The organism is Kribbella sp. NPDC051718, assembly GCF_040681515.1.
GTDB lineage: Bacteria > Actinomycetota > Actinomycetes > Propionibacteriales > Kribbellaceae > Kribbella.
Genome location: NZ_JBFAYZ010000010.1, coordinates 122,423 through 144,067, shown reverse-complemented (window position 1 = coordinate 144,067; position 21,645 = coordinate 122,423). Strand labels below are relative to the sequence as shown.

The 21,645-nt window shown below is 65.3% G+C and carries 21 protein-coding genes; 7 read left to right on the top strand and 14 right to left on the bottom strand.

From position 1 onward, the window contains the following. Nucleotides 1-24: 24 nt before the first annotated feature. Together AB0M15_RS32070 and AB0M15_RS32065 are read right to left on the bottom strand one after the other, a co-directional pair. On the bottom strand, nucleotides 25-1,203 hold the full coding sequence (locus tag AB0M15_RS32070) for a lipase family protein (protein ID WP_363826451.1): 1,179 nt from the start codon (nucleotides 1,201-1,203) through the stop codon (nucleotides 25-27). Next, nucleotides 1,200-2,762, bottom strand: coding sequence for an AMP-binding protein (locus AB0M15_RS32065; RefSeq protein WP_363826446.1), 1,563 nt, complete (start codon nucleotides 2,760-2,762; stop codon nucleotides 1,200-1,202). The genes AB0M15_RS32070 and AB0M15_RS32065 overlap by 4 nt, the downstream gene beginning before the upstream one ends. Before the next feature lie 120 nt (nucleotides 2,763-2,882). Here AB0M15_RS32065 and AB0M15_RS32060 point away from each other — a divergent pair, with 120 nt between their 5' ends. Next, the gene (locus AB0M15_RS32060) at nucleotides 2,883-3,509 is read left to right on the top strand and encodes a TetR/AcrR family transcriptional regulator (protein ID WP_363826443.1); all 627 of its coding nucleotides are present in this window, start codon (nucleotides 2,883-2,885) and stop codon (nucleotides 3,507-3,509) included. On the opposite strand, the gene AB0M15_RS32055 is transcribed toward AB0M15_RS32060, so the two are convergent. Then, nucleotides 3,492-6,872, bottom strand: coding sequence for a BTAD domain-containing putative transcriptional regulator (locus AB0M15_RS32055; RefSeq protein WP_363826439.1), 3,381 nt, complete (start codon nucleotides 6,870-6,872; stop codon nucleotides 3,492-3,494). The two genes, AB0M15_RS32060 and AB0M15_RS32055, sit on opposite strands and share 18 nt — an antisense overlap. Nucleotides 6,873-6,956: 84 nt before the next feature. Here AB0M15_RS32055 and AB0M15_RS32050 point away from each other — a divergent pair, with 84 nt between their 5' ends. After that, complete coding sequence (locus AB0M15_RS32050) at nucleotides 6,957-8,303, top strand: serine hydrolase domain-containing protein (protein WP_363826436.1); 1,347 nt, start codon at nucleotides 6,957-6,959, stop codon at nucleotides 8,301-8,303. On the opposite strand, the gene AB0M15_RS32045 is transcribed toward AB0M15_RS32050, so the two are convergent. The 7 genes from AB0M15_RS32045 to AB0M15_RS32015 form a co-directional block, all read right to left on the bottom strand. Next, nucleotides 8,300-8,734 (bottom strand): MarR family winged helix-turn-helix transcriptional regulator, encoded by a 435-nt coding sequence (locus tag AB0M15_RS32045; RefSeq protein WP_363826433.1) that lies wholly within the window; start codon nucleotides 8,732-8,734, stop codon nucleotides 8,300-8,302. The two genes, AB0M15_RS32050 and AB0M15_RS32045, sit on opposite strands and share 4 nt — an antisense overlap. After that, nucleotides 8,731-9,147 carry an SRPBCC family protein gene (locus AB0M15_RS32040; protein WP_363826430.1) on the bottom strand — a complete coding sequence of 139 codons (417 nt, stop codon included), beginning with the start codon at nucleotides 9,145-9,147 and terminating at the stop codon, nucleotides 8,731-8,733. Before AB0M15_RS32040 ends, AB0M15_RS32045 begins: the two co-directional genes overlap by 4 nt. 65 nt (nucleotides 9,148-9,212) lie before the next feature. Beyond that, a complete protein-coding gene (locus AB0M15_RS32035) occupies nucleotides 9,213-9,716 on the bottom strand; it encodes a DinB family protein (RefSeq protein ID WP_363826427.1) in 504 nt (167 codons plus the stop codon). Next, the gene (locus AB0M15_RS32030) at nucleotides 9,713-10,240 is read right to left on the bottom strand and encodes a DinB family protein (RefSeq protein WP_363826424.1); all 528 of its coding nucleotides are present in this window, start codon (nucleotides 10,238-10,240) and stop codon (nucleotides 9,713-9,715) included. Before AB0M15_RS32030 ends, AB0M15_RS32035 begins: the two co-directional genes overlap by 4 nt. Before the next feature lie 34 nt (nucleotides 10,241-10,274). Beyond that, the gene (locus AB0M15_RS32025) at nucleotides 10,275-11,807 is read right to left on the bottom strand and encodes a long-chain fatty acid--CoA ligase (RefSeq protein ID WP_363826421.1); all 1,533 of its coding nucleotides are present in this window, start codon (nucleotides 11,805-11,807) and stop codon (nucleotides 10,275-10,277) included. Nucleotides 11,808-11,875: 68 nt separating this feature from the next. Beyond that, a complete protein-coding gene (locus tag AB0M15_RS32020) occupies nucleotides 11,876-12,991 on the bottom strand; it encodes a DUF5938 domain-containing protein (protein WP_363826418.1) in 1,116 nt (371 codons plus the stop codon). Nucleotides 12,992-12,993: 2 nt separating this feature from the next. Beyond that, complete coding sequence (locus AB0M15_RS32015; RefSeq protein WP_363826415.1) at nucleotides 12,994-13,797, bottom strand: glucose 1-dehydrogenase; 804 nt, start codon at nucleotides 13,795-13,797, stop codon at nucleotides 12,994-12,996. 183 nt (nucleotides 13,798-13,980) lie between these two features. On the opposite strand from AB0M15_RS32015, the gene AB0M15_RS32010 reads away from it, so the two are divergent. Continuing rightward, nucleotides 13,981-14,601 (top strand): TetR/AcrR family transcriptional regulator, encoded by a 621-nt coding sequence (locus AB0M15_RS32010; protein WP_363826412.1) that lies wholly within the window; start codon nucleotides 13,981-13,983, stop codon nucleotides 14,599-14,601. A 21-nt stretch (nucleotides 14,602-14,622) separates the two neighbouring features. On the opposite strand, the gene folE2 is transcribed toward AB0M15_RS32010, so the two are convergent. The 4 genes from folE2 to queC are packed head-to-tail and all read right to left on the bottom strand — an operon-like array spanning nucleotide 14,623 to nucleotide 17,104. Then, a complete protein-coding gene (folE2, locus tag AB0M15_RS32005) occupies nucleotides 14,623-15,411 on the bottom strand; it encodes a GTP cyclohydrolase FolE2 (protein ID WP_363827170.1) in 789 nt (262 codons plus the stop codon). Nucleotides 15,412-15,416: 5 nt separating this feature from the next. Next, nucleotides 15,417-15,782 (bottom strand): 6-carboxytetrahydropterin synthase QueD, encoded by a 366-nt coding sequence (gene queD / locus AB0M15_RS32000; RefSeq protein ID WP_363826409.1) that lies wholly within the window; start codon nucleotides 15,780-15,782, stop codon nucleotides 15,417-15,419. Beyond that, nucleotides 15,779-16,414, bottom strand: a complete 636-nt coding sequence (queE, locus tag AB0M15_RS31995) for a 7-carboxy-7-deazaguanine synthase (RefSeq protein ID WP_363826404.1) — start codon at nucleotides 16,412-16,414, stop codon at nucleotides 15,779-15,781. The genes queD and queE overlap by 4 nt, the downstream gene beginning before the upstream one ends. Further along, nucleotides 16,415-17,104 (bottom strand): 7-cyano-7-deazaguanine synthase QueC, encoded by a 690-nt coding sequence (gene queC / locus AB0M15_RS31990; RefSeq protein WP_363826399.1) that lies wholly within the window; start codon nucleotides 17,102-17,104, stop codon nucleotides 16,415-16,417. Between the two features lie 296 nt (nucleotides 17,105-17,400). On the opposite strand from queC, the gene AB0M15_RS31985 reads away from it, so the two are divergent. From AB0M15_RS31985 to dbpB (AB0M15_RS31970), 4 genes are read left to right on the top strand one after another with little or no spacing between them, the layout of a single operon-like run. Beyond that, nucleotides 17,401-18,096 carry a hypothetical protein gene (locus AB0M15_RS31985; RefSeq protein WP_363826396.1) on the top strand — a complete coding sequence of 232 codons (696 nt, stop codon included), beginning with the start codon at nucleotides 17,401-17,403 and terminating at the stop codon, nucleotides 18,094-18,096. Then, nucleotides 18,093-19,223: a DGQHR domain-containing protein DpdB gene (gene dbpB / locus AB0M15_RS31980; protein WP_363826393.1), complete on the top strand. Its 1,131-nt coding sequence runs from the start codon at nucleotides 18,093-18,095 to the stop codon at nucleotides 19,221-19,223. Before AB0M15_RS31985 ends, dbpB (AB0M15_RS31980) begins: the two co-directional genes overlap by 4 nt. Further along, nucleotides 19,220-20,458 carry a tRNA-guanine transglycosylase DpdA gene (gene dpdA, locus AB0M15_RS31975; protein ID WP_363826390.1) on the top strand — a complete coding sequence of 413 codons (1,239 nt, stop codon included), beginning with the start codon at nucleotides 19,220-19,222 and terminating at the stop codon, nucleotides 20,456-20,458. The genes dbpB (AB0M15_RS31980) and dpdA overlap by 4 nt, the downstream gene beginning before the upstream one ends. Beyond that, on the top strand, nucleotides 20,451-21,557 hold the full coding sequence (dbpB, locus tag AB0M15_RS31970; RefSeq protein ID WP_363826387.1) for a DGQHR domain-containing protein DpdB: 1,107 nt from the start codon (nucleotides 20,451-20,453) through the stop codon (nucleotides 21,555-21,557). The genes dpdA and dbpB (AB0M15_RS31970) overlap by 8 nt, the downstream gene beginning before the upstream one ends. Nucleotides 21,558-21,645: the final 88 nt, after the last annotated feature.

Genomic DNA, 21,645 nt, shown 5'->3' with positions numbered 1-21,645 from the left:
ACGGCGAGCGGCCGGCGCGGTCGATTAGCAGGTTGTGGGGGCTTTCAGGCCTGCGAAGCGGGCTGATAGGTAGGTGATTGCTGCGGGGGCGCCGGTTACTGCCAGGACGTTGTGTTCGCTGGCGTAGTCGGTGTACATGGTGACCTTTGTGCCTTTGGCGCACCAGGTGTCGTTGAGGGACTTGCCGACGGCCCAGGGGATGAGCTCGTCGAACTTCGAGTGGTAGAGGTAGACGGGGGCCTTGGGGGCGTTGGCGCCCATCTTGTTGGTGGTGAGGACTTGCTGGGCGATGGGTTCGGCCAGTGGGTCGGGGGAATCGCTGTACTGCTTGACGCTTTGGAAGGTGTAGAGGGCCTCTTCGGTGACGCAGAGGTCGTCCATTGCCGTGATCAGTTGCTTGCCTTGGGCATTGAAGATGGTGAGGAGTTCGGGGTACTCGCGGGTGACGCCGATCGCCGCCGCTAGGAACAACCCGGAGAACGGGCCGCCGTCCATCTGGCGTCCGGCCGCCGCCAGGTCGGCCGGGGTGCCGCCGGAGGCGACGCCTACGAGGTTCAGCTCGGGTGCGTACGACGGCTGCAACTCCGCCGCCCAGCCGGTGGCCAGGCCGCCGCCGGAGTAGCCCCAGATGCCGACCTTCGTCGTCGGGGTCAGCCCGGCCTCGGGTGAGGCAAGCGTCGCCCGGATGCCGTCCAGTACTGCGTGCCCCTCCATCCGCCCGGCGCCATACGCGTCCCGCGGACCCTGGTAGTCAGTCACCACGACGGCCCAGCCCTTCGCGACGCCGAGGGCCAGCAGCGGGAGTTCCTTCTCCAACCCGGTGCGCAGCGTGTACGACGGGTTGCACTGGTCGCCGAGTGAGTCGGTGGCCGGCTGGTACGACAACAACGGCCGCTGGCCCAGGTACGGAGTGAGGGGCACGATCACCGTGGAGATGACGGTCACGGGCCGGTTCTTGGCGTCGGTACTCCGGGATTGCAGCTGAAACGCCTTGACGGGCAAGGGAATCCCGAGCCCGGTCACCGTCACGGACCGCTTCTTCAGCACCGTACCGGGCGCCTTCGACTCGTACCCCGGAGCCGGCTGGTAGAACGCGTCCTGGTCAGGCTCGGTGATGGTCGTGGCCGAAGCCGGTGGTGAGGCTGTGGCCAGCAGGCCCAGCGAGACGGCGACGGCGATCAGGGCTTTTCGTGGACGGTTCATGCGGTGTCCTTACCTTCGAGGTGGGGGCGGTAGACCTTGCCGGTCGCGGTGCGGGGGAGCTCATCGAGGAAAACGACGTCGCGGGGCACTTTGTAACGCGCCAGGTTCTCCCTGACGTGACGGCGGATCGCGTCGCCGTCGAGGGTCGAGCCGTCGGCCAGTACGACGTACAGCCGCAGGCGCTGGCCGAACTCCTCGTCGGGAACGCCGAGCGAGGCGACCTCGGCGACGCCGGGCATCGCCTCGACCAGGTTCTCGACCTCGATCGGGAAGACGTTCTCGCCGCCGGAGACGATCATGTCGTCGTCGCGCCCGTCCACGAACAGCCGTCCGCCGGCGTCGAGATGGCCGAGGTCGCCGGTGCTCAGCAGCCCGTCGATCATGTCCTTGTGGCCGCCGCCCGAGTAGCCCGCGAAGCTGAGCCCGTTGCCGACGAAGATCCGTCCGGTGGTGCCAGGTCGCTCGATCGGGCGGTCGGCGTCGTCGTACAGGCGGACCTGGCAACCGACAGGCGGGAGGCCGGCCGTCCCGGGCGCTGCCTGCCAGTCCGCGGGCATCGCGACGGTGGCGACGGCGCACTCGGTCGAGCCGTAGAGGTTGTGCAGGACCGGGCCGAACGCGGCCATCGTCCGATTGCCCAGATCCGTTGGCAGCAAGGCGCCTGCGCTCATGATGACCCGCAGCGAGCTGGTGTCGTAGCGCTCGGGCCCGGCCGCCAGAATCCTTTGCAGCATGGTCGGTACGACGATCAGCGCGGTGGCCCGATGCCGTTCGATCCCAGCGAGGGTGGCGGTCGCGTCGAAGCGCCGGCGGAGCACGATCGTCGAGCCGAGCGCGAGCGTCATGATGAACTGCGTCAGGCCGGTGCCATGGAAGGTCGGCGCCGCGATGAAGACGGTGTCGCCGCGGCGCAACGGCACCCGGTCGAGGAACTGCGCGGCCATCAACGGCGACCGGACCTGCCGGGGCGCGCCTTTCGGCGTACCGGTCGTGCCGCCGGTCAGCAGCACCATCCCGGCCTGCTCCTTGGGCAACTCGAGCGGCCCGCCGTGGTGCGTGGCGATGATCGCTTCGAGATCGCTGAATCTGCGCACCTCCGTCGGGATCGCCGACAGTAGATCTTCGAACTCCTCGTCGTGGACGAGTGCCGAAATCCCTTCCCTGCGGGCGACATCGGCCAGCTGTACCCGGCTGAAACCTGTGTTCAGCAACACCAACCGGACACCGAGCTTGCCGCAGGCAATCATCGCGTCGACGACCCCGCGATGATCGCGGCAGAGCACGCCGATCGCCTGACCGGGCGTCACGCCTGCCGCGATCCAACCGCGGGCAACGGCGTTCGCGCGCCGGTCCAGCTCGCCATAGGTCAGCTCGCCGAGTTCGTCGATCAGCGCGAGGTCGGCAGGGTCGCGCCGGGCGGCGATGTGGGCGGCACCTGCAATCGGTCCCAGTCGCCGCATCGCAAGGGAAGTGGTGGCAGTGAGAACCGGGCGGCTCAGATCGAGCAGCCCCGCGGCGCGAAGTACCCGCACCGCGCGCAGTCTTTCGGCCGTCTTCATCAAGCAGCCTCCGGAGGATAAGTGAAAAGCAGCCTTTTCACTTGGAAACTGGTCAGTAATGTAGAGCCGATCTGGCTAAGATGGCAAGAGTTCACGCACGGGGTATCGACAAGAGGTGCAATGAGCGAACCCTCCGAACGCCGCTACTCCGGTCGCTCCGTCGAGGAGTGGAAGGCGGCGCGACGGGAACGTCTGCTGGACGCCGCGCTGGAGCTGTTCGGGACCGACGGCTATTCCGCGACCTCGGTGGAACGGCTGTGTGCGCAGGCGAAAGTGTCGACCCGGCACTTCTACCACGAGTTCCAGAACAAGGAAGCCGTACTGCTCGCGGTGCACGCCCAGGTGATCGAGCTGGCGGTCCGCAGTACCGGTGAGGCGCTCGCGGCGACCGCCGACGCGCCGGTCCGGGAGCGGATCGTCGCCGCCGTCGACGGCTACCTGCGGACCATCATGGCCGATCTGCGCCGGGCCCGGATCTCGTTCGTCGAGGTGGTCGGCGCGAGCCCGGCGGTGGAGGAGCAGCGGATCGCCTTCCGCGAGTTGCTGATCTCGAGCGTCGTCGGCGTCGGTGAGGTCGCGGTGTCGCGCAACGAGCTGACCCGCAAGGACTTCCGCTTCCTCGGCCTGTGCTTCATCGGCGCGGTCAACACCGTCGTCTACGACTGGATGCTGACCGAGCCACGCCCGCCGGAGGAGCAGGTCCAGACCGCGCTGCGCGACCTGGCCGTCTCACTCATGCTCGGCTGATCCGCCGCCAGTCCGCAGCGAGCCTGTCGGTCCGGCGGCGATCCGGATCGACCCGCTCTCCTGGTGCGCGTCGTCGGCTCTGCCGATGAGCAGTCCGGCCAGCCCGGCAGAGCTCTCCGGCAGGTTGAGTCGCTTGCGGATTTCACTGGACCCGTCCTCGCGGCCCAGCGCGGCACCTGCCTCGTACGCCGTCTCGTAGCGCGCGTCGCCGAGCTCCGCGCGTAAGCGCTCGACTGTGAGGCGTACGTCCGAGTCCGGGATGCTCCGCATTCCGCGCAGACCGACTGCGATGCCGATCGTCCGGGCAGCCAGCTCGTAGTCGCCGGCCAGCAGCTCCACCTCGGCGGCCGCCTCGATGATGCCCGATGCGAGTGGCATGTCCTCGGTGTTGAGCGCCAGGCCGACTGCCTGCCTGCTGTAGTCGCGTGCCACATCCAGTTCGCCACGGGCGACAGCCACCCGGCCGAGCTGGCTGAGGATCATCGCCTGTCCGTGCGGTGCGACCCGCTCGGCCACCAGATCGAGCATCGCGTACGCCCGATCCGCGAGGTCCTTGGCGTCGTCCAGCCGGCCTTCGCGGCGGGCCAGCGTGCTGAACCCCATCAGCGCGATCGCTTGCCCGCCACGGCTTCCATGCTCCTCGGCGAGTTGCAGCGACCGGGTCAGGTCGGCCCGTGCTCCGTCGAGGTCGCCCAGCTCGGCCCGGCTCTGAGCGCATTGGGCCAGGAGTTGCGCGACGCCTTCGGTGGTACCGAGTTCGTCGACCAGTTGCAGCGCCTCGGTGAGCGACGCCAGCGCGCCTTCGTGGTCGCCCCGGCTGGCCTGGTGACTCGACAGTCCGCGCAGCGCCAGGGACGTGCCCCACCGGTCGCCGAGCGCGCGGAACCCGTCCAGCGCGGTGGAGAGGTCGACGGCCATCTCCTCGACCTGGCCTTCGTTCTCGCGGAACATCGCGGTCATCATCATGGCCATGTTCCGGACCCAGGGATCCTCGTTGTGGCTGGCCTCTTCGAGTTCGCGGAAGCAGGTCGCCTTGTCCCGGCGGACCATCGCCCAGACGGCATTGGTGAACCGGCCGACCCCCGACTCCCTGACAACCTGATGCCGACGGCTCAACAGCCGTACCTCGGCCAGGCCGCGGATCGCACCGCCGTACGAGGCGGACGGATCCTCACCGTTCGAGAGAGTGCCGAGCGCGTACATCATCAGTGTGGTCGCGCGGATCAGCGGATGGGTCGGGCCCTTGAGTTCGAGCGCGGCCTCGAACCAGGTGACCGCCTCGGTCGGGCGACCGCGCATGTTCCAGTACTCGCCGAGCACCGACACGAGGTCGAGTGCTGTCTGCGCATCGCCGGCGTCGACCGCTGTGCGGAGTGCGTCGAGCAGGTTCTCGTTGTCCGCGTCGAAGCGGGCGATCCACTGCAGTTGCTCGCCGGTGTGCAGCTTGGGCCGGGCCTGCCGGAGCAGCTCGCTGAAGTACGCCGTATGCGCCTCGCGGACCTGCGCCGACTCACCGGATGCTGCGAGCTGCTCGGATCCGTACGCCTTCACTGTCTCGAGCATCCGGTAACGAACCGACCTGTCGTCGGCAGCGGCTTCGACCAGCGACTTGTCGACCAGGGAGGCCAGTACGCCGAGGACTGCTTCCGGCGGCAGGCCTGGGCCGCTGCAGACGCGTTCCGCGGCTTCGAGTGTCGCGCCGCCGGAGAAGAGGGACAGTCGTCGCGCTACTGCTTGCTCGTCGTCGTCGAGCAGATCCCAGCTCCACTCGACGACCGCGCGCAGCGTCTGGTGGCGAGGGAGAGCGGTCCGCGAACCGCTTGTGAGCAAGCGGAATCGGTCGTTGAGCCGATCGACGATCTGCAGCGGGGTGAGCGCGCGAAGACGGGCTGCGGCGAGTTCGATCGCCAGTGGCATGCCGTCGAGGCGGCGGCAGATCTCGCCGATCGCCTGCCGGTTGGTGCTGTTGACGGCGAAATCGGGGCGGACCGCGCGGGCCCGGTCGACGAACAGCTGGATCGACGGGTACGTGTCGTCGGTACTGTCGATCGGCGGCAGTCCGAGGGAGCCGACCGGATGCAGGTGTTCGCCGGGGATGCTCAGGGGCTCGCGGCTGGTGGTGAGCACGCGCAGCCGGGGGCAGGCGGCGAGCAGGGAGTCGACCAGGTCGGCGACCTCCTGGACGAGGTGCTCACAGTTGTCGAGCACTAGCAGCACGCGCCGGTCGGCGACCACCTCGACGAGCCGCTGGGTGGCCGCGCGGCTGCTCGGGAAGTGCTTCGGCGTCAGGCCCAGCTGCATGCTGTCGACGTACTCGCTGGCGCCGAGTGTGCCGAGGATCGCGGGCGCCACGTCGGCCGCATCGGCGAGCGGAGCCAGCTCGACGAACCAGATGCCGTCGCCGGTCTGCTCGACCAGCGATCGGCCGGTCTCGGTGGCCAGCCGGGTCTTGCCGGCGCCACCAGGGCCGACCATCGTGACGAGCCTGGTGCCGTTGCTGAGCAGGCGAGCCAGCTCGGCCACATCACCGGCCCTGCCGACGAAGCTGGTCATCGGGGCTCGCAGGTTGCTGCGCGGGGCCGACGTCTGAGCAGCCGGTACTACGGGAGTCGTGGCGACCGGGTCGATCGCGTCTCCGCGGAGTACGGACACGTGGAGCTCACGGAGCCGGGCGCCCGGGTCCGCGCCGAGCTCGTCGGCCAGGGTTGTGCGGACTCGCTCGTACGCGGCTAGTGCTTCGGCTTGGCGGCCGTCGGCGTACAGGGCTCTGATCAGGAGTTCGTGGACGCGCTCGCGGAGTGGGTGGGTGGCGGTGAGGCGCTCGAGCTCCGCGGTGACCTCGCGGGCGTTGCCACTCGCGACGGCGGCCTCAGCGAGGTCCTCGGAGGCGCCTAGTTTCAGCTCCTCGAGGCGGTCGGCCTCGATCGCTGCGAACGGTAGGTCACGGAGGTCCGCCAGAGCGTCACCGCGCCAGAGTCGCTCGGCCTGGGTGAGCAGTGCCTTGGCCTGGCTGGGGTCCGTGGTGAGTAGCTCGCGGCCCCGGCGTACCAGTTCCTCGAAGTGCAGCGCGTCGACGGACTCCGGCGAGATGGTCAGGGTGTAGCCGGCCGGGCCGGACTGGACCGAGATGCTCGACTCGGTCGCGGGCAGGCCGGCGCGCAGTCGCGAGACCAGCGACTGCAGGGCGTTCGCGCTGGGCGCCTCGGTGCCCCACAGGCCGTCGACCAAGGTGTCGATGCCGACCGGGCGGCCCGCGCTCAGCGCGAGCCTGGCCAGCAGGCCGCGCAGGCGGACTCCGCGGACGTCCAGCGGAGATCCGTCGGCCGCCCACATGGCGAGAGGACCGAGCACCGCTATGCGCACCCCACCAGCCTCCCACACGTGCCCGTTCAGACCCCTGTCTTTTGTCACATCCGAAACTGCCCTCCGATGGCTTAATGTCGGCTGGTGACCGAGATCTCCGCTCAGACCCAGTCCGCGCTCAGCCGGATCGTCGCCGAACGCCAGGCCAAAGGGCGGGTGCCCGGGCTTGTCGGGGCCGTTGCCCGCGACGGTGCGCTGGCCTGGTCCGAAGGGGTCGGCTCCGCCGATCTGGACCAGCCGGGCGTCGCGCCGACCGCCGATACGCAGTACCTGATCGCCTCGCACAGCAAGACCTTCACCGCGGTGGCGATCATGGCGCTGCGCGACGAGGGCAAGCTCACCCTGGACGATCAGCTCGACCAATTGCTGCCCGAGACCAAGCACGGCGGTATCACCGTGCGGCAGATGCTCAGCCACTCCAGCGGTATGCAGCGCGAACCCGTCGGCGACGTCTGGGACAAGATGGCGTTCCCGAACCGCGACGAGCTGCTGACCGGCTGGAACGACTCCGAGCGGATCGGCAAGCCGCACCACCGGTTCCACTACTCGAACCTGGTCTACTCGTTGCTCGGCGAGGTGATCGAGCGGCTCGAGGGCCGTACCTGGTACGACTCGATCAAGGCGCGCATCCTGCAGCCGCTGGAGATGGACCGGACGACCGTCGGGTTCGACGGTGGGCCGGCCGCTCAGGGGTACTACGTACCGCCGTGGACCGACGTACCGGTGAAGGAGCCGGTGCTCGACATCGGTGCGATGAACGCGTGCGGCGGTCTCGCGAGTACCGCCGCTGACCTGGCGAAGTGGGCGTCGTTCATCGCCGACCCGGTGGACTCGGTGCTGTCCGCGGACACCGTCGAGGAGATGTGCCAGCCGCAGATCATGGTCGACGAGCGCTGGACCCTCGGCTTCGGCCTCGGCTTCATGCTGTTCCGCCTCGGCAACCGCGCCACTGTCGGCCACACCGGCGGCATGCCCGGCCACATCACCGGCACCTTCGTCCACCGCCCGTCCGGCACCGCAGGCATCGCCCTGATGAACACCACCTCGGCCCCCGACCCCGCCGGCCTGGCCACCGACCTACTCGTCAAGGTCCTGGAAGACGACCCGGCGAAGCCCAAGCCGTGGACCCCCGGCACCACAGTCCCCGAAGACCTCTCCGGCCTCCTCGGCACCTGGTACTCCGAAGGCAGCCCCTTCGTCTTCTTCATCCGCGAAGGGGTCTTGCAGGCGGTCGCCCAAGGCGCCCCCGACTGGAAGCCGCCGGCGGTCTTCGAGCAGGTCTCCGAAGACGTCTACCGCACGGTCTCCGGCCGCGAAGCCGGCGAACTCCTCCGCATCACCCGAGACCCCAACGGCACCCCCACCACCCTCCACTGGGCCACCTACCTCTGCACCCGCCAGCCGTACGCCTTCGGCGAGTGGCTGGACTAGTCGAGGTCGGTCAGCCGGGACAGCAGCTTCGTCAGTGAGTCGGTCGGCACCGGGGCGAAGAACTCGGTGTCGACGGCTTCCACCGCGGTGATCGCCTTCTGCGCGAGCTTGATGCCGGCCGGTGTGGGGGTGAGCGTCTTGGCCCGGGCATCGGTGGGTGAGACCTCGCGGGTCAGGAGGCCCTTGTTCTCCAGGGTTTTCAGGACCTGGGAGGTCATCTTGATGTCGGTGCCGGCCTGGTGGGCGAGGTCTTGCTGGTTGGGGGTGTGGCCTTCGTTGGTCAGCCACCAGGTGCAGGCCAGGAGGACGAACTGGACGTGAGTCAGGTCCAGCGGAGCGAGGGCGGCGGTGACGGCGCGTTGCCAGCTGTGGGTGACGTGCCAGAGGAGGAAGCCGGGGCTTTCGGCGGGGCCGCCGGGGTAGCGGGTCACTTGGCGGCGTGGGCGATCAGGGCGGTCATCGCCTCGGGGAAGTCCTCAGTGATCATCGGGCCGAGCTCTGGGCCCAGTCGGTCTGCATCTGGGCCCGTGATTTCCAGGCGGTGGACGATGCGGGTGGTGCCCTCAGCGGGGGTGGAGAGGGTGTGGCTGAAGCGCAGGACGGCGCCGCCGAAGCTGGTTTCGTCGGCGTAGCGCTCGAGCTCGGTGACCTCGACGATGGTTGATTCGATCGGGTCCTGGCCGGCGGGCGTCATCAGCACCCTGCTGCCGACGGCGAACGGGCCGTCCAACTTGATTGCCTCCATCGACGTGTCCCACGCGATCCAGCCGTCGATGTCGGCCAGCGTCTTCCAGATCAGCTCGCGCGGTACGGCGGTCTCGGCGGTGTGCTCGTGAACCCACATGGCAGAAGCTCCTTCGGTTTAGTCTGCACGAAGACTATCTCCGTGCAGACTAAACTCGCAAGAGGTCAGCCGCGCTTGCCGTCCAGGAGTTCCCGGAGGATGTCCAGGTGGCCCAGGTGGCGGGCGGTTTCCTCGATCATGTGGTTGAGGATGTAGCGGGTCGAGGCCGGCTGGCCCGAGGGGCGGGGAGGAACCACTGTCTCCACGTCGTCGAGGGTGAACTTGGCGAGGATCTCGTTCGAGCGGGCGCATTCGGCGTCGTACTCGTCGAGCAGGTCGGGCAGGGGCCGGTGGTCGACGAACATCTCGGCGTCGGGGTGGCCGCCTTCGGTGAAAGGGGTCTGGCCGGTGTCGGGGGTGCCGAGCAGGTTCTCGGTGAACCAGGAGTGCTCGACCCAGCGGAGGTGGGAGACCAGGCCCGCCACGGTGGTGAGGGGCGAGGTCGGGAGGAGCTGGCGATGCGCGTCGGCCTCGCTCAACCCCTCGCACTTCGGCCGGACGAGTGAGCGCTGCAGGTCGAGCCAGCCGATGAGGCTGGTTCGCTCATCGGCTGTGTGGAGTGCCTTCACGCGGGGTTCTGCCAGTCGTAGCGGGTTGCTCCGTCGAGGAGTTCGCGGATGATGTCGAGGTGGCCGACGTGGCGCGCCGTCTCCTCGATCATGTGGCACAGGATGTAGCGCAGGGAGGCGGGCGGGTCGTCGCCGGTGCCCTGTTCGAGGGCGTCGAGGGAGAGGTCGGCGATGGTCGCGTTCGAGCGCGCGCACTCCTCGTCGTACTCGTCCAGCAGTTGAGCCAGCGGTACGTCGTCGACGAACATCTCGGCGTCGGGATGACCGTCCTTGGTCCACGGCGTCTGCCCGGTGTCCGGTACGCCGATCAGGCTCAGCTGGAACCAGGAGTACTCGTTCCAGCGCAGGTGCGCCACCAGCCCCGCCATCGTCATCAACGGCGAGGTGCTGAGCATCTTGCGGTGCGCGTCGGCCTCGGTCAGGCCTTCGCACTTCATCCGGACGAAGGACCTCTGCAGGTCCAGCCAGCCGGTGAGTTGGGTCCGCTCGTCAGACGTCAGCGGGGGACGCGATACAGGGCTCATTGAGGCACACAGTAGCGTTGCCTGCGGCGGTGGCCTACTGATTTAACAGGCGTGCTTTGACCTCGGTTTTCAGCACTTTGCCAACCTTCGAGCGTGGTAGATCGGGCCAGACCACCACCTGTTTCGGCGCCTTGACGCTGCCGAGTTTGCTCTTCACGTAGTTGCGGACCTCCGACTCGGTCACCGTCAGTCCGGGGTGCAACTGCAGGACCGCGGTCACCCTCTCGCCCCACTTCTCGTCCGGTAGGCCGACGACCGCGCAGTCGCGAATCGCCGGGTACGTCATCAGCGCCTGCTCGACCTCTGCCGAGTACACGTTGAATCCGCCCGTGATGATCATGTCTTTCGCCCGATCCACTATGTAGAGGTAGTTGTCTTCGTCGAGGAATCCGATGTCACCCGTGTGGTGCCACCCGTACTGCGAAGCGGCCGCGGTCGCCACCGCGTCCCGGTAGTAACCAGCCATCACCAGCGAGCCCCGGACGACGATCTCGCCGCGCTCCCCGGTCCCCAGCAGCCGCCCGTCGTCGGCCATGATCGCCACCTGCGTCAGCGGCGACGGCCGCCCGGCCGACGTGAACCGCTCGACCGCGAACGAACCGTCGGTGCGGAAGTGGTCGGCCGGCGCCATCGTGGAGATCATCATCGGCGCCTCGCTCTGACCGAACAGCTGCGCCATCACCGGCCCGATCCGGGTCAGCGCCTCCTCCAACCGGGCCGCGGACATCGGGGCGGCGCCGTACCAGAAGCACTGCAGTGACTCGAGATCCGTGGTGGACAAGGAGGGATGCGCCAGCACCATGTAGATCACGGTCGGCGGCAGGAAGGTATGGGTGACCCGATGCCGCTCGATCAACGCCAGGAACTCGTCCAGGTCGGGCGACGGCATGATCACGATCTCGCCACCGAGCGTCAGTACTGGGAAGCACAGTACTCCGGCCGCGTGGGTCAGCGGCGCCAGCGCCAGGTAGACCGGCCGCCCGTCGAAGGGATAGCTCATCAACGTGATCGCCGACATCGTCTCGAGGTTGCGCTCGGTCAGCATCACACCCTTCGGCCGCCCGGTCGTACCGCCGGTACCGACGACCAGCGCCGTCTCGTCCAACGGCTCCAACGACCAGGGATCGGCCGGTACGTCCGCCAGCCACTCCGCCAGGCTGATTGCCCCAGGCAACGAATCGTCCAGGCAGATGACCGTGGTCAGCTTCGGCAGTTCGGGCAGGACCTTCTCCACCAGCGGGAGGAACGCGCGCTGGAAGATCAGTGCGGAGCAGTCGAAGGCGTCGAGCAGGTCCCGGTTCTCGGCAGCCTCGTTGCGTGGATTGATCGGGCACCAGATCGCGCCGGCCCGGGCGATGCCGAAGATGCAGGCGAACGAGATCGGGTTGTTCGCCGAGAGGATCGCCACCTTGTCACCGGGCAGCACCGTCGAGCGGTGCAGGGCTCGGCCGACCTGCCAGGACAGTTGCTGCACCTCGGCGTAGCTGAGCGAAGTACCGGCCATCGTCAGGCATGGGGCATCGGCTCCGAGCGATGCGCCCTTGTCCAGATAGTCGTACAGCCTCACGCGAACTCCAGGTGGTACAGGTGCGGGGGAACCCTTGGGGGGTGAGAGTGGGCGCCCCCGCACCCGGTTCAGTGGTGGACGGTCAATACCGGTTCGAGGACCAGCCCGAAGCTCCGCAGTACGCCGAGAAGCTCGCGGTGCCCGAAGGCCTGACAGGCTGAGGCGAGCCCGGCACGCTTCGGTGGCTGCTGGAGGAGCGAATAGGCGGCGTAGGCCTGCAGCACGCCCGTCTGCTTGTAGTTGCTGTTGCCGTAGATGACGCAGTGCGCGCGTCCGAGCGGACCGGACGCGTGGACCGAGTCGAGCGACGTGTTGATCCGCGGGTTCTCCCGCGGCGGCATGCTGGCCTGGACCGAGGCGGCCACCTCGGCGAGGGCGGCGTCCTGCTGCTCGGCCGGCAGCGTCTTGATCTGCGACTCGACCATCTTCACCGCCTCGACCACGCCCTGCATCACGGTCCGGTCGAAGACGCCACCCGCCACCTTGACGTTGGCCACCCGCGGGTCGTTCTTGAACCAGACCGGATGGCTGGTGCCGCCCCAGGGCAGGGCGAGTGCGGTCGCGTGCTGGCCCGGGACATTGACCTCGGTAGTGGTGAGCGGATCCCACTTCACCAGCTCGTTCTGCTCGAGGTAGTGCCAGTCCGCCTTGAGGATGGTGAAGATGGTCTGGGTCGACGCATAGGTCGGGAATCCCTTCCACAGCACCAGGATGTCGAGGGTGTCGAGGCCAGGGGTCTCCAGACAGATGTTCGCGGCGATCTCGCCGGTCGTGTACATCTGAGCGACTCCCGGAGCAAGCAACAGTCCTTCGGCGGTGAACTTGTCACCCCACCCGTTCTGCGCGTCCAGCAGCCAGTCCTGTTCACCAGTGGTGTCCAGGTAGTGGCAGCCGGCCGCCAGGCTCGCCTCGACGACCTCCGGCCCGTACTTGACGAACGGGCCGACCATGTTGCTGACCACCTTCGCGCCGCGGAACAGGTCCGTCAGCGCGCTCACCTCGTGCTCGACCTCGACCACCTCGTGGTCGACGGTGTCGATGCCGGGGACCTTGTCGAGCACCTCCTGCACGCGCTTCTTGTCCCGGCCGGCCGCGATGAACGGGACGTTGAACTCGCGCAGGTACTCGCAGACGAGCCGCCCGGTGTAGCCGGAGGCGCCGTAGACGACGACGGGTTTGCTCATCGTCACATCCCCATTCCGCCGTCGACCGGCAGGCCCGCGCCGGTGATGAACTTGGCCGCGTCCGAGGCCAGGAAGACGACCGCGTCGGCCATGTCGCCGACCTCGCCGAGCCGGCCCAGCGGCGTCAGTCCGATGACGTCCCCGACCGCCGCTTCGGCCGACGGCCAGAGCCCGAGCGTCACCATGTCGGCGGCGAGCTTCATGCCCATCTCGGTTGGTACGAGACCGGGGTACACGCAGTTCACCCGTACGCCGTACCCGAGCTTGCCGGACTCCATCGCGGCCACCCGGGTCAACCGGTCGACCGCCGACTTGGTCGCGGAATACCCGGAGATACCGGGGAACGGGATCGTCGCCGCGACGCTGGAGATGTTGACCACCGAGCCGCCAGTCCCGGCGGGCCCCTCCGGCCGCATCGCGCGAAATGCGTGCTTCAGTCCCAGCGCCGTGCCGAGGACGTTGATCTCCAGCATCTTGCGGACGTCGGCCGGGTCGAGGTCGATCACCAGGCCGGACAGTTCGACACCGGCGTTGTTCACCAGGATGTCCAGGCCGCCGAGCTCGGTGATGGTGGCGCTGATCGCCGCCTCCCAGTTCGCGTCGTCGGTGACGTCGAGCGGTACGAAGGCCGCGGTCGCGCCGCTGTCGTTCAGCGCATCGGCGGTCGCCTTGCCGAGATCCTCCGCGATGTCGGCGATCACCACGGCGGCGCCGGCTGCCGCGAGCGCCTCGGCCATCCCGGCCCCGAGTCCGCGTGCACCCCCGGTCACCAAGGCTTTTCGTCCGGTCAGGTCGTACCCGCTCATAACTGTCCCCTTCGGCCGGGCTGCTGGACCCCTTCGGTCCGCCCGATCACCGGTGAGGCGGTGATCGGGCGATGAGCACAGCGTCACGGACTTCTGGACAGTCGTCAAGACTTTCTTGGACAGCCGTCCAGAAAATCTGAACTCCGGGTTAAACTCGCTGGAACGAACCTCGGGAGGCTGACCGTGACCGACGTGTCGGACCGGATCTCGCGCCGCCAGGTGGACAAGTTCGCTGAGCGCCGTGCCCAGCTCGCCACCTCGGCGCTGCGCACCCTGTCCGAGCTCGGTTATGCCCGCACCAGCCTGCGGGAGATCGCTCAGAACTCCGACTTCTCGCACGGCGTCCTGCACTACTACTTCCGCGACAAGGTCGAGCTGATCATGTTCTGCGTGAAACTCTACAAGGCCGAGTGCGTCACCCGGTACGACCAGATCGTCGCCACCGCCCGGACGGCCGACCAGCTCCGGGTCGACTTCGCCCAGGCCCTGGCCACTACCTGTGACGAAGACGGGACGATGCACCGGCTCTGGTACGACCTGCGCAACCAGGCGCTGTTCGAGGAGTCGTTCCGTGAGGACGTGCTGGAGATCGACCAGACGCTCGAGCTGATGATCTGGCGGATCGTCAGCACGTACGCCGATCTGAGCGGCAAGCCCATCACGGTCTCACCGGCCACCGCCTACGCCCAGTTCGACGGCCTCTTCCAGCAAGCCCTGCTCCGCCACCTCTCCGGCGACCCCAAGGCCCTCGACACCCTCAAAGACGGCGTCGACAAAACCCTCCCCAAACTGCTGATCCCTTAAGGAAAGGCGCCATGGAGGCGCTCACATGGCGCTGTCCGGACTCCATTGAACAGCGGCGATTGCGTCGTGGCTGTGGATGCTCTCGAAGTTGCGAACCTGCACCGAATGCTCCAACTGCTGCTCGCGAAGGCGAGTGGATACGTCGCGTGCCATATCTTCCACGAAGGCAGGGTGCTCGTACGCCTGCATTGTGACGAAGCGTTCGTCCGGTCGCTTGATCAACGGATAGATAGGACAGGATCCGACCTCCCGGATGAGGCCGATGATGCTCATTACGTCGAGTGGGTAAGCAGTGTCGTCTCGCCCTATGATCGCTACCCTTACCGAACTGCGCTGGTTGTGTGCACCGAAGTCGCTGATGGCTTTGCTGCAGGGACAAAGGCTGGTGACCTCGGATATGACAGTTGTTGCGACTCGAGACATCTGTGAGTTCCAGGTAGCCACGATCTCAACGTCGCTGGCCTGCCAGGATTCGCGTCCCGACGCAGGAGACGTCACTGTAGTAGCGACTGGAAGTGCGATCCGGACTTCGATCTCGGCGGCATCGAGCCGACCTGCTGCAGACTTGAGGGCAACGGGAAGAGATCGAGGATCCAATTCCTGCATCGTTTCGTGAATGGCCTCGACCATCCGGCTCATGTGCGTGCCGCGCCGATGCTCTTCGAGTGTGACTGCGAGATCGAAGGTGGCTATGCCTGATTGCTTGAGTTCGCCGTCACAGAACCGGGTGGGATAGCGGACGCCGGCGATTCCCACTCGGTGGAGAGGGATGCCCCGCGGTTCATACTGATCCTGGATGTCTGGCAGCATCTCGCTCACCCCCTGTAGATGCATCCGGACGTGCATGTCTCACGAACGTGGACAGCGCACAGATCGGGGAGGTCTATTTTCAGCCGATCCCAGATCCACTTGGCGAGTACTTCGCTCGTCGGGTTGCTCAGACCCTCCACGTCGTTCAGGTAGCGGTGATCAAGTTGCTCATCGAGCGGTTTGAAGGCGCTCTTGATGTCTCCGAAATCGCGAACCCACCCCGTCTCGTCAGGCACCGGACCGCTGATGTGGACCTCAACTCTGTACGAGTGCCCGTGCAGGCGAGCGCACTTATGGCCTGCCGGCACATTGGGTAGGCGATGTGCCGCCTCGAAGGTGAACTCGCGATAGATTTCTGCGTCGTAGGTCACGGGATCCCCAGGAACTTGTGAGTCTGAAGGCTGAGTTGCCACTTCGGGTTGTTCAGGCAATACTCGACCGCCAGTTCCGTATTGCGCTTGCTGTCTGGGCCATCCATCGGCTGGACCCGGAAGGTGTCGAAATCCAACTCTTCGAAGACCCGCGGATCGACGCCGCCCTGTGGAAAGACGAACTTCAGTTCGTTGCCTCCGGTGACTACCAGGTCAGCGCCGATCTTGGGGCTCACGCAGAGCCAGTCGATTCCTGGTGCGGGCACTCGCGTGCCGTTGGTTTCAACGGCGATGTAGAAGCCTCTGCCATGAAGAGCGTCGATTGCGTCTGAGTCGAGTTGAAGAAGAGGTTCACCGCCCGTGCAGACGACCATTCGATTCGCGGTCGGCGCAGTAGGCCAGGCTGCCTCGACTGCGTCGGCTAGCGCGTTCGCATCGGTGAAGCGGCCACCGCCGGGTCCGTCCGTTCCCACGAAATCTGTATCGCAGAATTGGCAGATTGCGCGTGCTCGATCCTTCTCGCGCCCGGTCCAGAGATTGCAGAGGCTGAATCTGCAGAAAACGGCCGGCCGGCCCGCATGCGTACCCTCCCCCTGGAGGGTGTAGAAGATTTCTTTGATCTTGTACGTCATTCAGGACACCTGATACACGAGTGGGTCAGTGGTGCCCGCCTCCTCGAAGCCCCTGATCCGGAGCAAGCACGAATCGCAGTGTCCGCAGGGGGCCCCCTGCGCATCAGGGTCGTAGCACGACGATGTCAGCGAGTAGTCCACGCCGAGAGACAGTCCAAGTTCCACAGTCTGCGCTTTGGTGAGGTCGATCAAAGGCGTGTGGATCTTGACGGCGTTTCCTTCGACTCCCGCGCGCGTAGCGAGGTTCGCCATGGTCTCGTAGGCGGCTATGAACTCTGGCCGGCAATCTGGGTAGCCCGAGTAGTCGAGAGCGCTCACCCCGATGAAAATATCGGTTGCGCCCAATACCTCCGCATAGGCGAGGGCGAACGAGAGGAACACCGTGTTGCGGGCAGGCACATAGGTGATCGGTATATCATCGGCGACCTCGTTGGCAGACTCATGCTTAGGAACGTCGACGTCAGCGGTCAGGGCCGAACCACCGAAGACCCGCAGGTCGATATCGCAAACCACATGGTTGGTGACTCCTTGTGCGGCGGCTACTTGACGTGCCGCCTCCAACTCCACCACATGCCGTTGGCCATATCTGAAGCTGATCGCGAAGACTTCGTACCCCTGGCTCTTGGCGTGCGCCAGCACCGTGGTTGAGTCGAGTCCACCGCTGAGTAGAACTACGGCCTTGCGAGGCATGTCATCGGTCCTATCTATCGGCGCATGTCCGATTCGACTGCTAGTAACTGCACGCTAGAGTAGCCGCAACGGGGCGACAGTTTCGGGTTCAGGAGTCAGTGTCGATGGCGAAACAACTGACGGTAGTGGTGACGTGCACCGATCGCAAAGCGGCCCCGGCGCCGCCGCAGTATCAAGTTCGCCACTTGCCGGAGGCGCCTACGGACGTACGGGCTGCCACGTGGCGCGACATCATCTCGCGGGCAACTGACACCTGGCCCCTTGGTCGTCTGTACCGCGGAGAGGCTTGGCACCAAGTGAGCAAGTTGCAAGCCGCGATACGAGCCAAAGGTGTCACGCCGCGAGTGCTGGTTGCATCAGCCGGGCTGGGACTGTGTTCTCTCGATTTCGAGAGCCCGTCGTACTCTGCCACCTTCGCACCCGGCCATCCCGATAGCGTGGGTGCCAATCGTCTTCAATCGCGCGCGTGGTGGGACCAACTCCGCCAAGCTGCTGCCACAAGCGAACTGGAACAGCCGTTCGGCGGTCCGACACTGTTAGTGCTGTCGGAGACGTACGCGTCCGCTATGACCAATGATCTAGCGTTGCTCGAGCGCAGAAATGACGTGGTTGTGTTCGGCGGAAGCGACGGTCTCCTCGAGAGGCAGCGCTTCCCGTCGGACCTCGGACTTCGAAGCGTGCTGGGAGGTACCGCGGTCAGCCTCAATCTGCGGATGGCGATTGCGTGGGTGGAGCGGCAAGATGAGATCGAGGTGGAAGCGAATCGCAACCGTGAGGACTGGGAGACCTGGGCGGTCGAGGTACGCGCAACTACCACTTATGGTCGCCAGCCACTGGACGACGCGGCTGTCATCGACTGGATTCGTGACGCCCGGAAAAGGCAGCCGAGTTTGAGCAAGACGGCTGCGCTGCGTCTTCTCCGCGACTCAGGGGCGGCCTGCGAGCAGCGCCGATTCGGCGAACTGTTCCGCCGACTTACGGAGGACGTATGACTGAGGGATGGATCGAGAGGCGCGCGCTCCGCATCCTGCAGAACGAGGACATGCCACTGTATCTCTTTGCTCTGGCAGCAGAAGAGGTTGATCTGGTAGCCGACGTAGCACGTATCGGCCGCGACGAAGCCGGCAAGTTGATCGGGTATCAGCGTCCGGAGAAGCGCAAGCATGTGAAGCAGATCCAAGACTACCTCGATAGTGCAAACGTGCTGTTCCCAAACGGACTTATCCTAGCGTTACCGCAGGAAGTCAGGTTCAAGTCAAGCCGTGGGCCAGGTGCTTCGGATGGCCTTGCAGTTTCAGGAACGTTGGAGATGCCTATCAGTAGTGTCGCCGAAGGGCCACGTCCAGCATGGATCGTTGACGGTCAGCAGCGGAGTCTCGCGCTTGCAAAAACAAAGAATACTCGCCTGCCAGTTCCGGTGGCTGGTTTTGTCGCGGTGAACCTCGAGTTGCAACGCGAGCAGTTTCTGCGGGTCAATACAGTGCAGCCATTGCCTTCGAATCTAGTCACCGAACTCCTACCGGAGATTGCGCGTGTGCCGTCATCTCGGATGTCCACGCGGAAGTTGCCATCTGCACTTGTCGACATGCTGAACCAGGACGCGGATTCTCCTTTCTATCAACTGATCCGCCGCGCATCATCAACTGCCGAAGGAAAGCGGGCTGCCGTCGTCACAGACACAAGCCTCGTGGAGGCGCTCAAAGAATCGCTCGAGTCACCGTCGGGCGTGCTGTTCCCCTATCGCAATATCGCGGCGGGAACGACGGACACCGCCGGCATCAGAGCCGTTCTGATCACTTATTGGTCCGCAGTACGAAACACCTTCCCGGATGCGTGGGCGAAGCCCACGACTCAGTCGCGTTTGATGGGTGGAGTAGGGATTCGGGCAATGGGGAGACTGATGGAACGTGTGATGGCGCATGTGGACGTCTCAAACCCCGCTTGTGTGAAGCAAGCAGAGGAGGAGTTGGCTTTAGTGGCCGACGTTTGTAGTTGGACGAAAGGCTCGTGGAGTGAACTCGGGCTGCCCTGGGACGAACTTCAGAACACTCCGCGCCATATCAGCGCACTCTCCAACTTCCTTGCACGGACCTACGTGACGCAGCGGGCGGCGAGGTGAAATTCTACTTTCCGGACAGCCAGGACCTTGTCAGCCCGACATACAACTTCGTTCAAGACGAATACTCCCCGTTCCGGGTTCGCCAGCGTGACGATCGCTACGCGCACGAAGTGCTCGCTCGGGCGCCATACCACGGGATGTTGGTCAGCAAGTCGATAGTTGACGGGTCCGTCAAAGGCGCCGGCAAGTACACGTCCGCCCAACGCGCCCGGCTGTACCGGCTAGGTGTTGAGAAGTTCTTTCGTCTTCCCGATACCATCGAGTCGCTTGGTGACAATGGGGCCTTCAACTATGCCGACGAACAGGTCCCACCGGTTTCCGTGTCAGAGACTCTCGACTTCTACGAAGGATGTGGGTTCACCTCGGGTGTCAGCGTGGATCACATCATCTTCGGTTACGAGCGCGACCATGACTTCGAGACCGTCGACCCTGCCTGGGCAGAGCGGCGTCTGCTCACTCTTCGCCTGGCGGAGGAATTCATCGGCCAGATTTCTGACCAGGGACTGCGTGTTGAGCCGGTAGGGGCGGCGCAGGGGTGGAGTCCGGCCAGTTATGCGGACAGCGTCCGGCAGTTACAAGACATGGGGTATCGCCGTATCGCGCTGGGCGGCATGGTGCCGCTCAAGACCGTGGATATCATGGACTGTCTCGCCGCGATCGACGAGGTCCGTGGCCCGGAGACGGAACTGCACCTACTTGGCGTGACTCGGGTTGGCTCGATGAACGCCTTCGCGGGATACGGCGTGACGAGCTTCGACAGCACCTCCGCGTTCCGTCAAGCTTTCATGGATGACAGGGACAACTTCCACACCGAGAACGATTCGTTCGTCGCCCTGCGAGTTCCACAGGTCGATGGCAATCCGACTCTGAGGCGGGGGATCCTATCGGGCCAGATTTCACAGAAGGATGCGATTCAACTCGAGCGCGCATGCCTGAAGGCGCTGCGTGAATTCGATCGCAGTGAGGCGAGCCTGCAGGGTGCCCTGGCTCTCCTGGCAGACTACGAGGTTCTCTGCCAGTCCAAGAAGTCGTACGGCGCGGAGTACGAGCGCACACTCAGCGCTGCTCCGTGGACTGCCTGCGAATGCACGCTTTGTCGTGAACTGGGGATCGAGATCGCCATCTTCCGGGGCACCGAACGGAACAAGCGGCGCGGTTTTCACAACCTGTCGGTCCTTGCTGCGAAGATGGAACGTCTACCAGTCAGGCCCACGCAAAGGAGCAACAGTGGCTGATCGCTACGACATCCGCCTGCCGGCTATTCGGATCAGGCAGGGCAGCCACTTCATCTACTGCTTCGGCGTCGACGGCAAGCGCATTCACGACTTCGCCGCCGTCTCCCGCGTCCATCGTGACGATGACTCCCTTCAGGGCTACCAACGACCTGAGGTGCTGACCCACATCAAGGCGATCCGTCGCTACCTCGAATCCCCGGACGCCATGCTTCCGAACGCGGTGGTTCTTGCCTTCGATCAGCGAGTGACCTTCGAGACTGCACCGCTCGAGTCGGCGCTCGACTACGTAGCGACAGGAGAGTTGGTCATTCCTGTGGACGAACGTCTCGCCGAGGAGGATCGTGCCGCGTGGTTGGTCGACGGACAGCAGCGATCCGCGGCGATCAGGGATGCTGATGTGGCGGAGTTCCCCGTAGCGGCGGTCGGCTTCATAGCCAAAGATGAGGCCGAGCAGCGATCGCAGTTCATTCTTGTCAACAACACCAAGCCCCTACCCAAGGGCTTGATTCACGAGTTGCTTCCGGACTCGATAGGGCATCTTCCGCCCGCGTATGCACGGAAACAACTTCCCGCCGAGATCATGATTAAACTGAACTCTGGGCCGCGGAACTGGGTCGGTCATCCGTTTGCCGGACGAATCGCCACCCCTACTCAGCCAAATGGCTATATCAAGGACAACAGTGTCCTCAAGATGATCGAGAACAGTTTGTCGGACGGTGCGTTGTACCGGTTCCGCCGTGAAGACGGGGCCGGCGATGTCCAGGGGATCATCGAGCACCTCAACCTGTTCTGGACAACGGTTGTTGAGGTTTTCTACGAGGCATGGGAACTTGAGCCACGTAAGTCTCGTTTGACCCACGGTGTCGGTATCCAGTCCATGGGGTACGTCATGGACCAACTAACCGAAGACCACGATCTGGTGGCCGAGGGTACTCACGATCTCGCGACTGCTCTGTGGGGCCTCCGCGATCACTGCGCCTGGACGGCTGGGACATGGCGGATGTCGGAGACAGACCATCGCCGGTGGAACAGCCTCCAAAATACCCCCAACGACATCAAGTTGCTGACTAGTCACCTCTTGAGAAAGCTGCGAAAGTAGTCCCAGACGTCCTTGATGGGAGTTTGGCTTGCTGTTCTTCGAAGGAACCTCGCGCTACAGTACTCACCTTCCGTCGTATGGTGAGTAG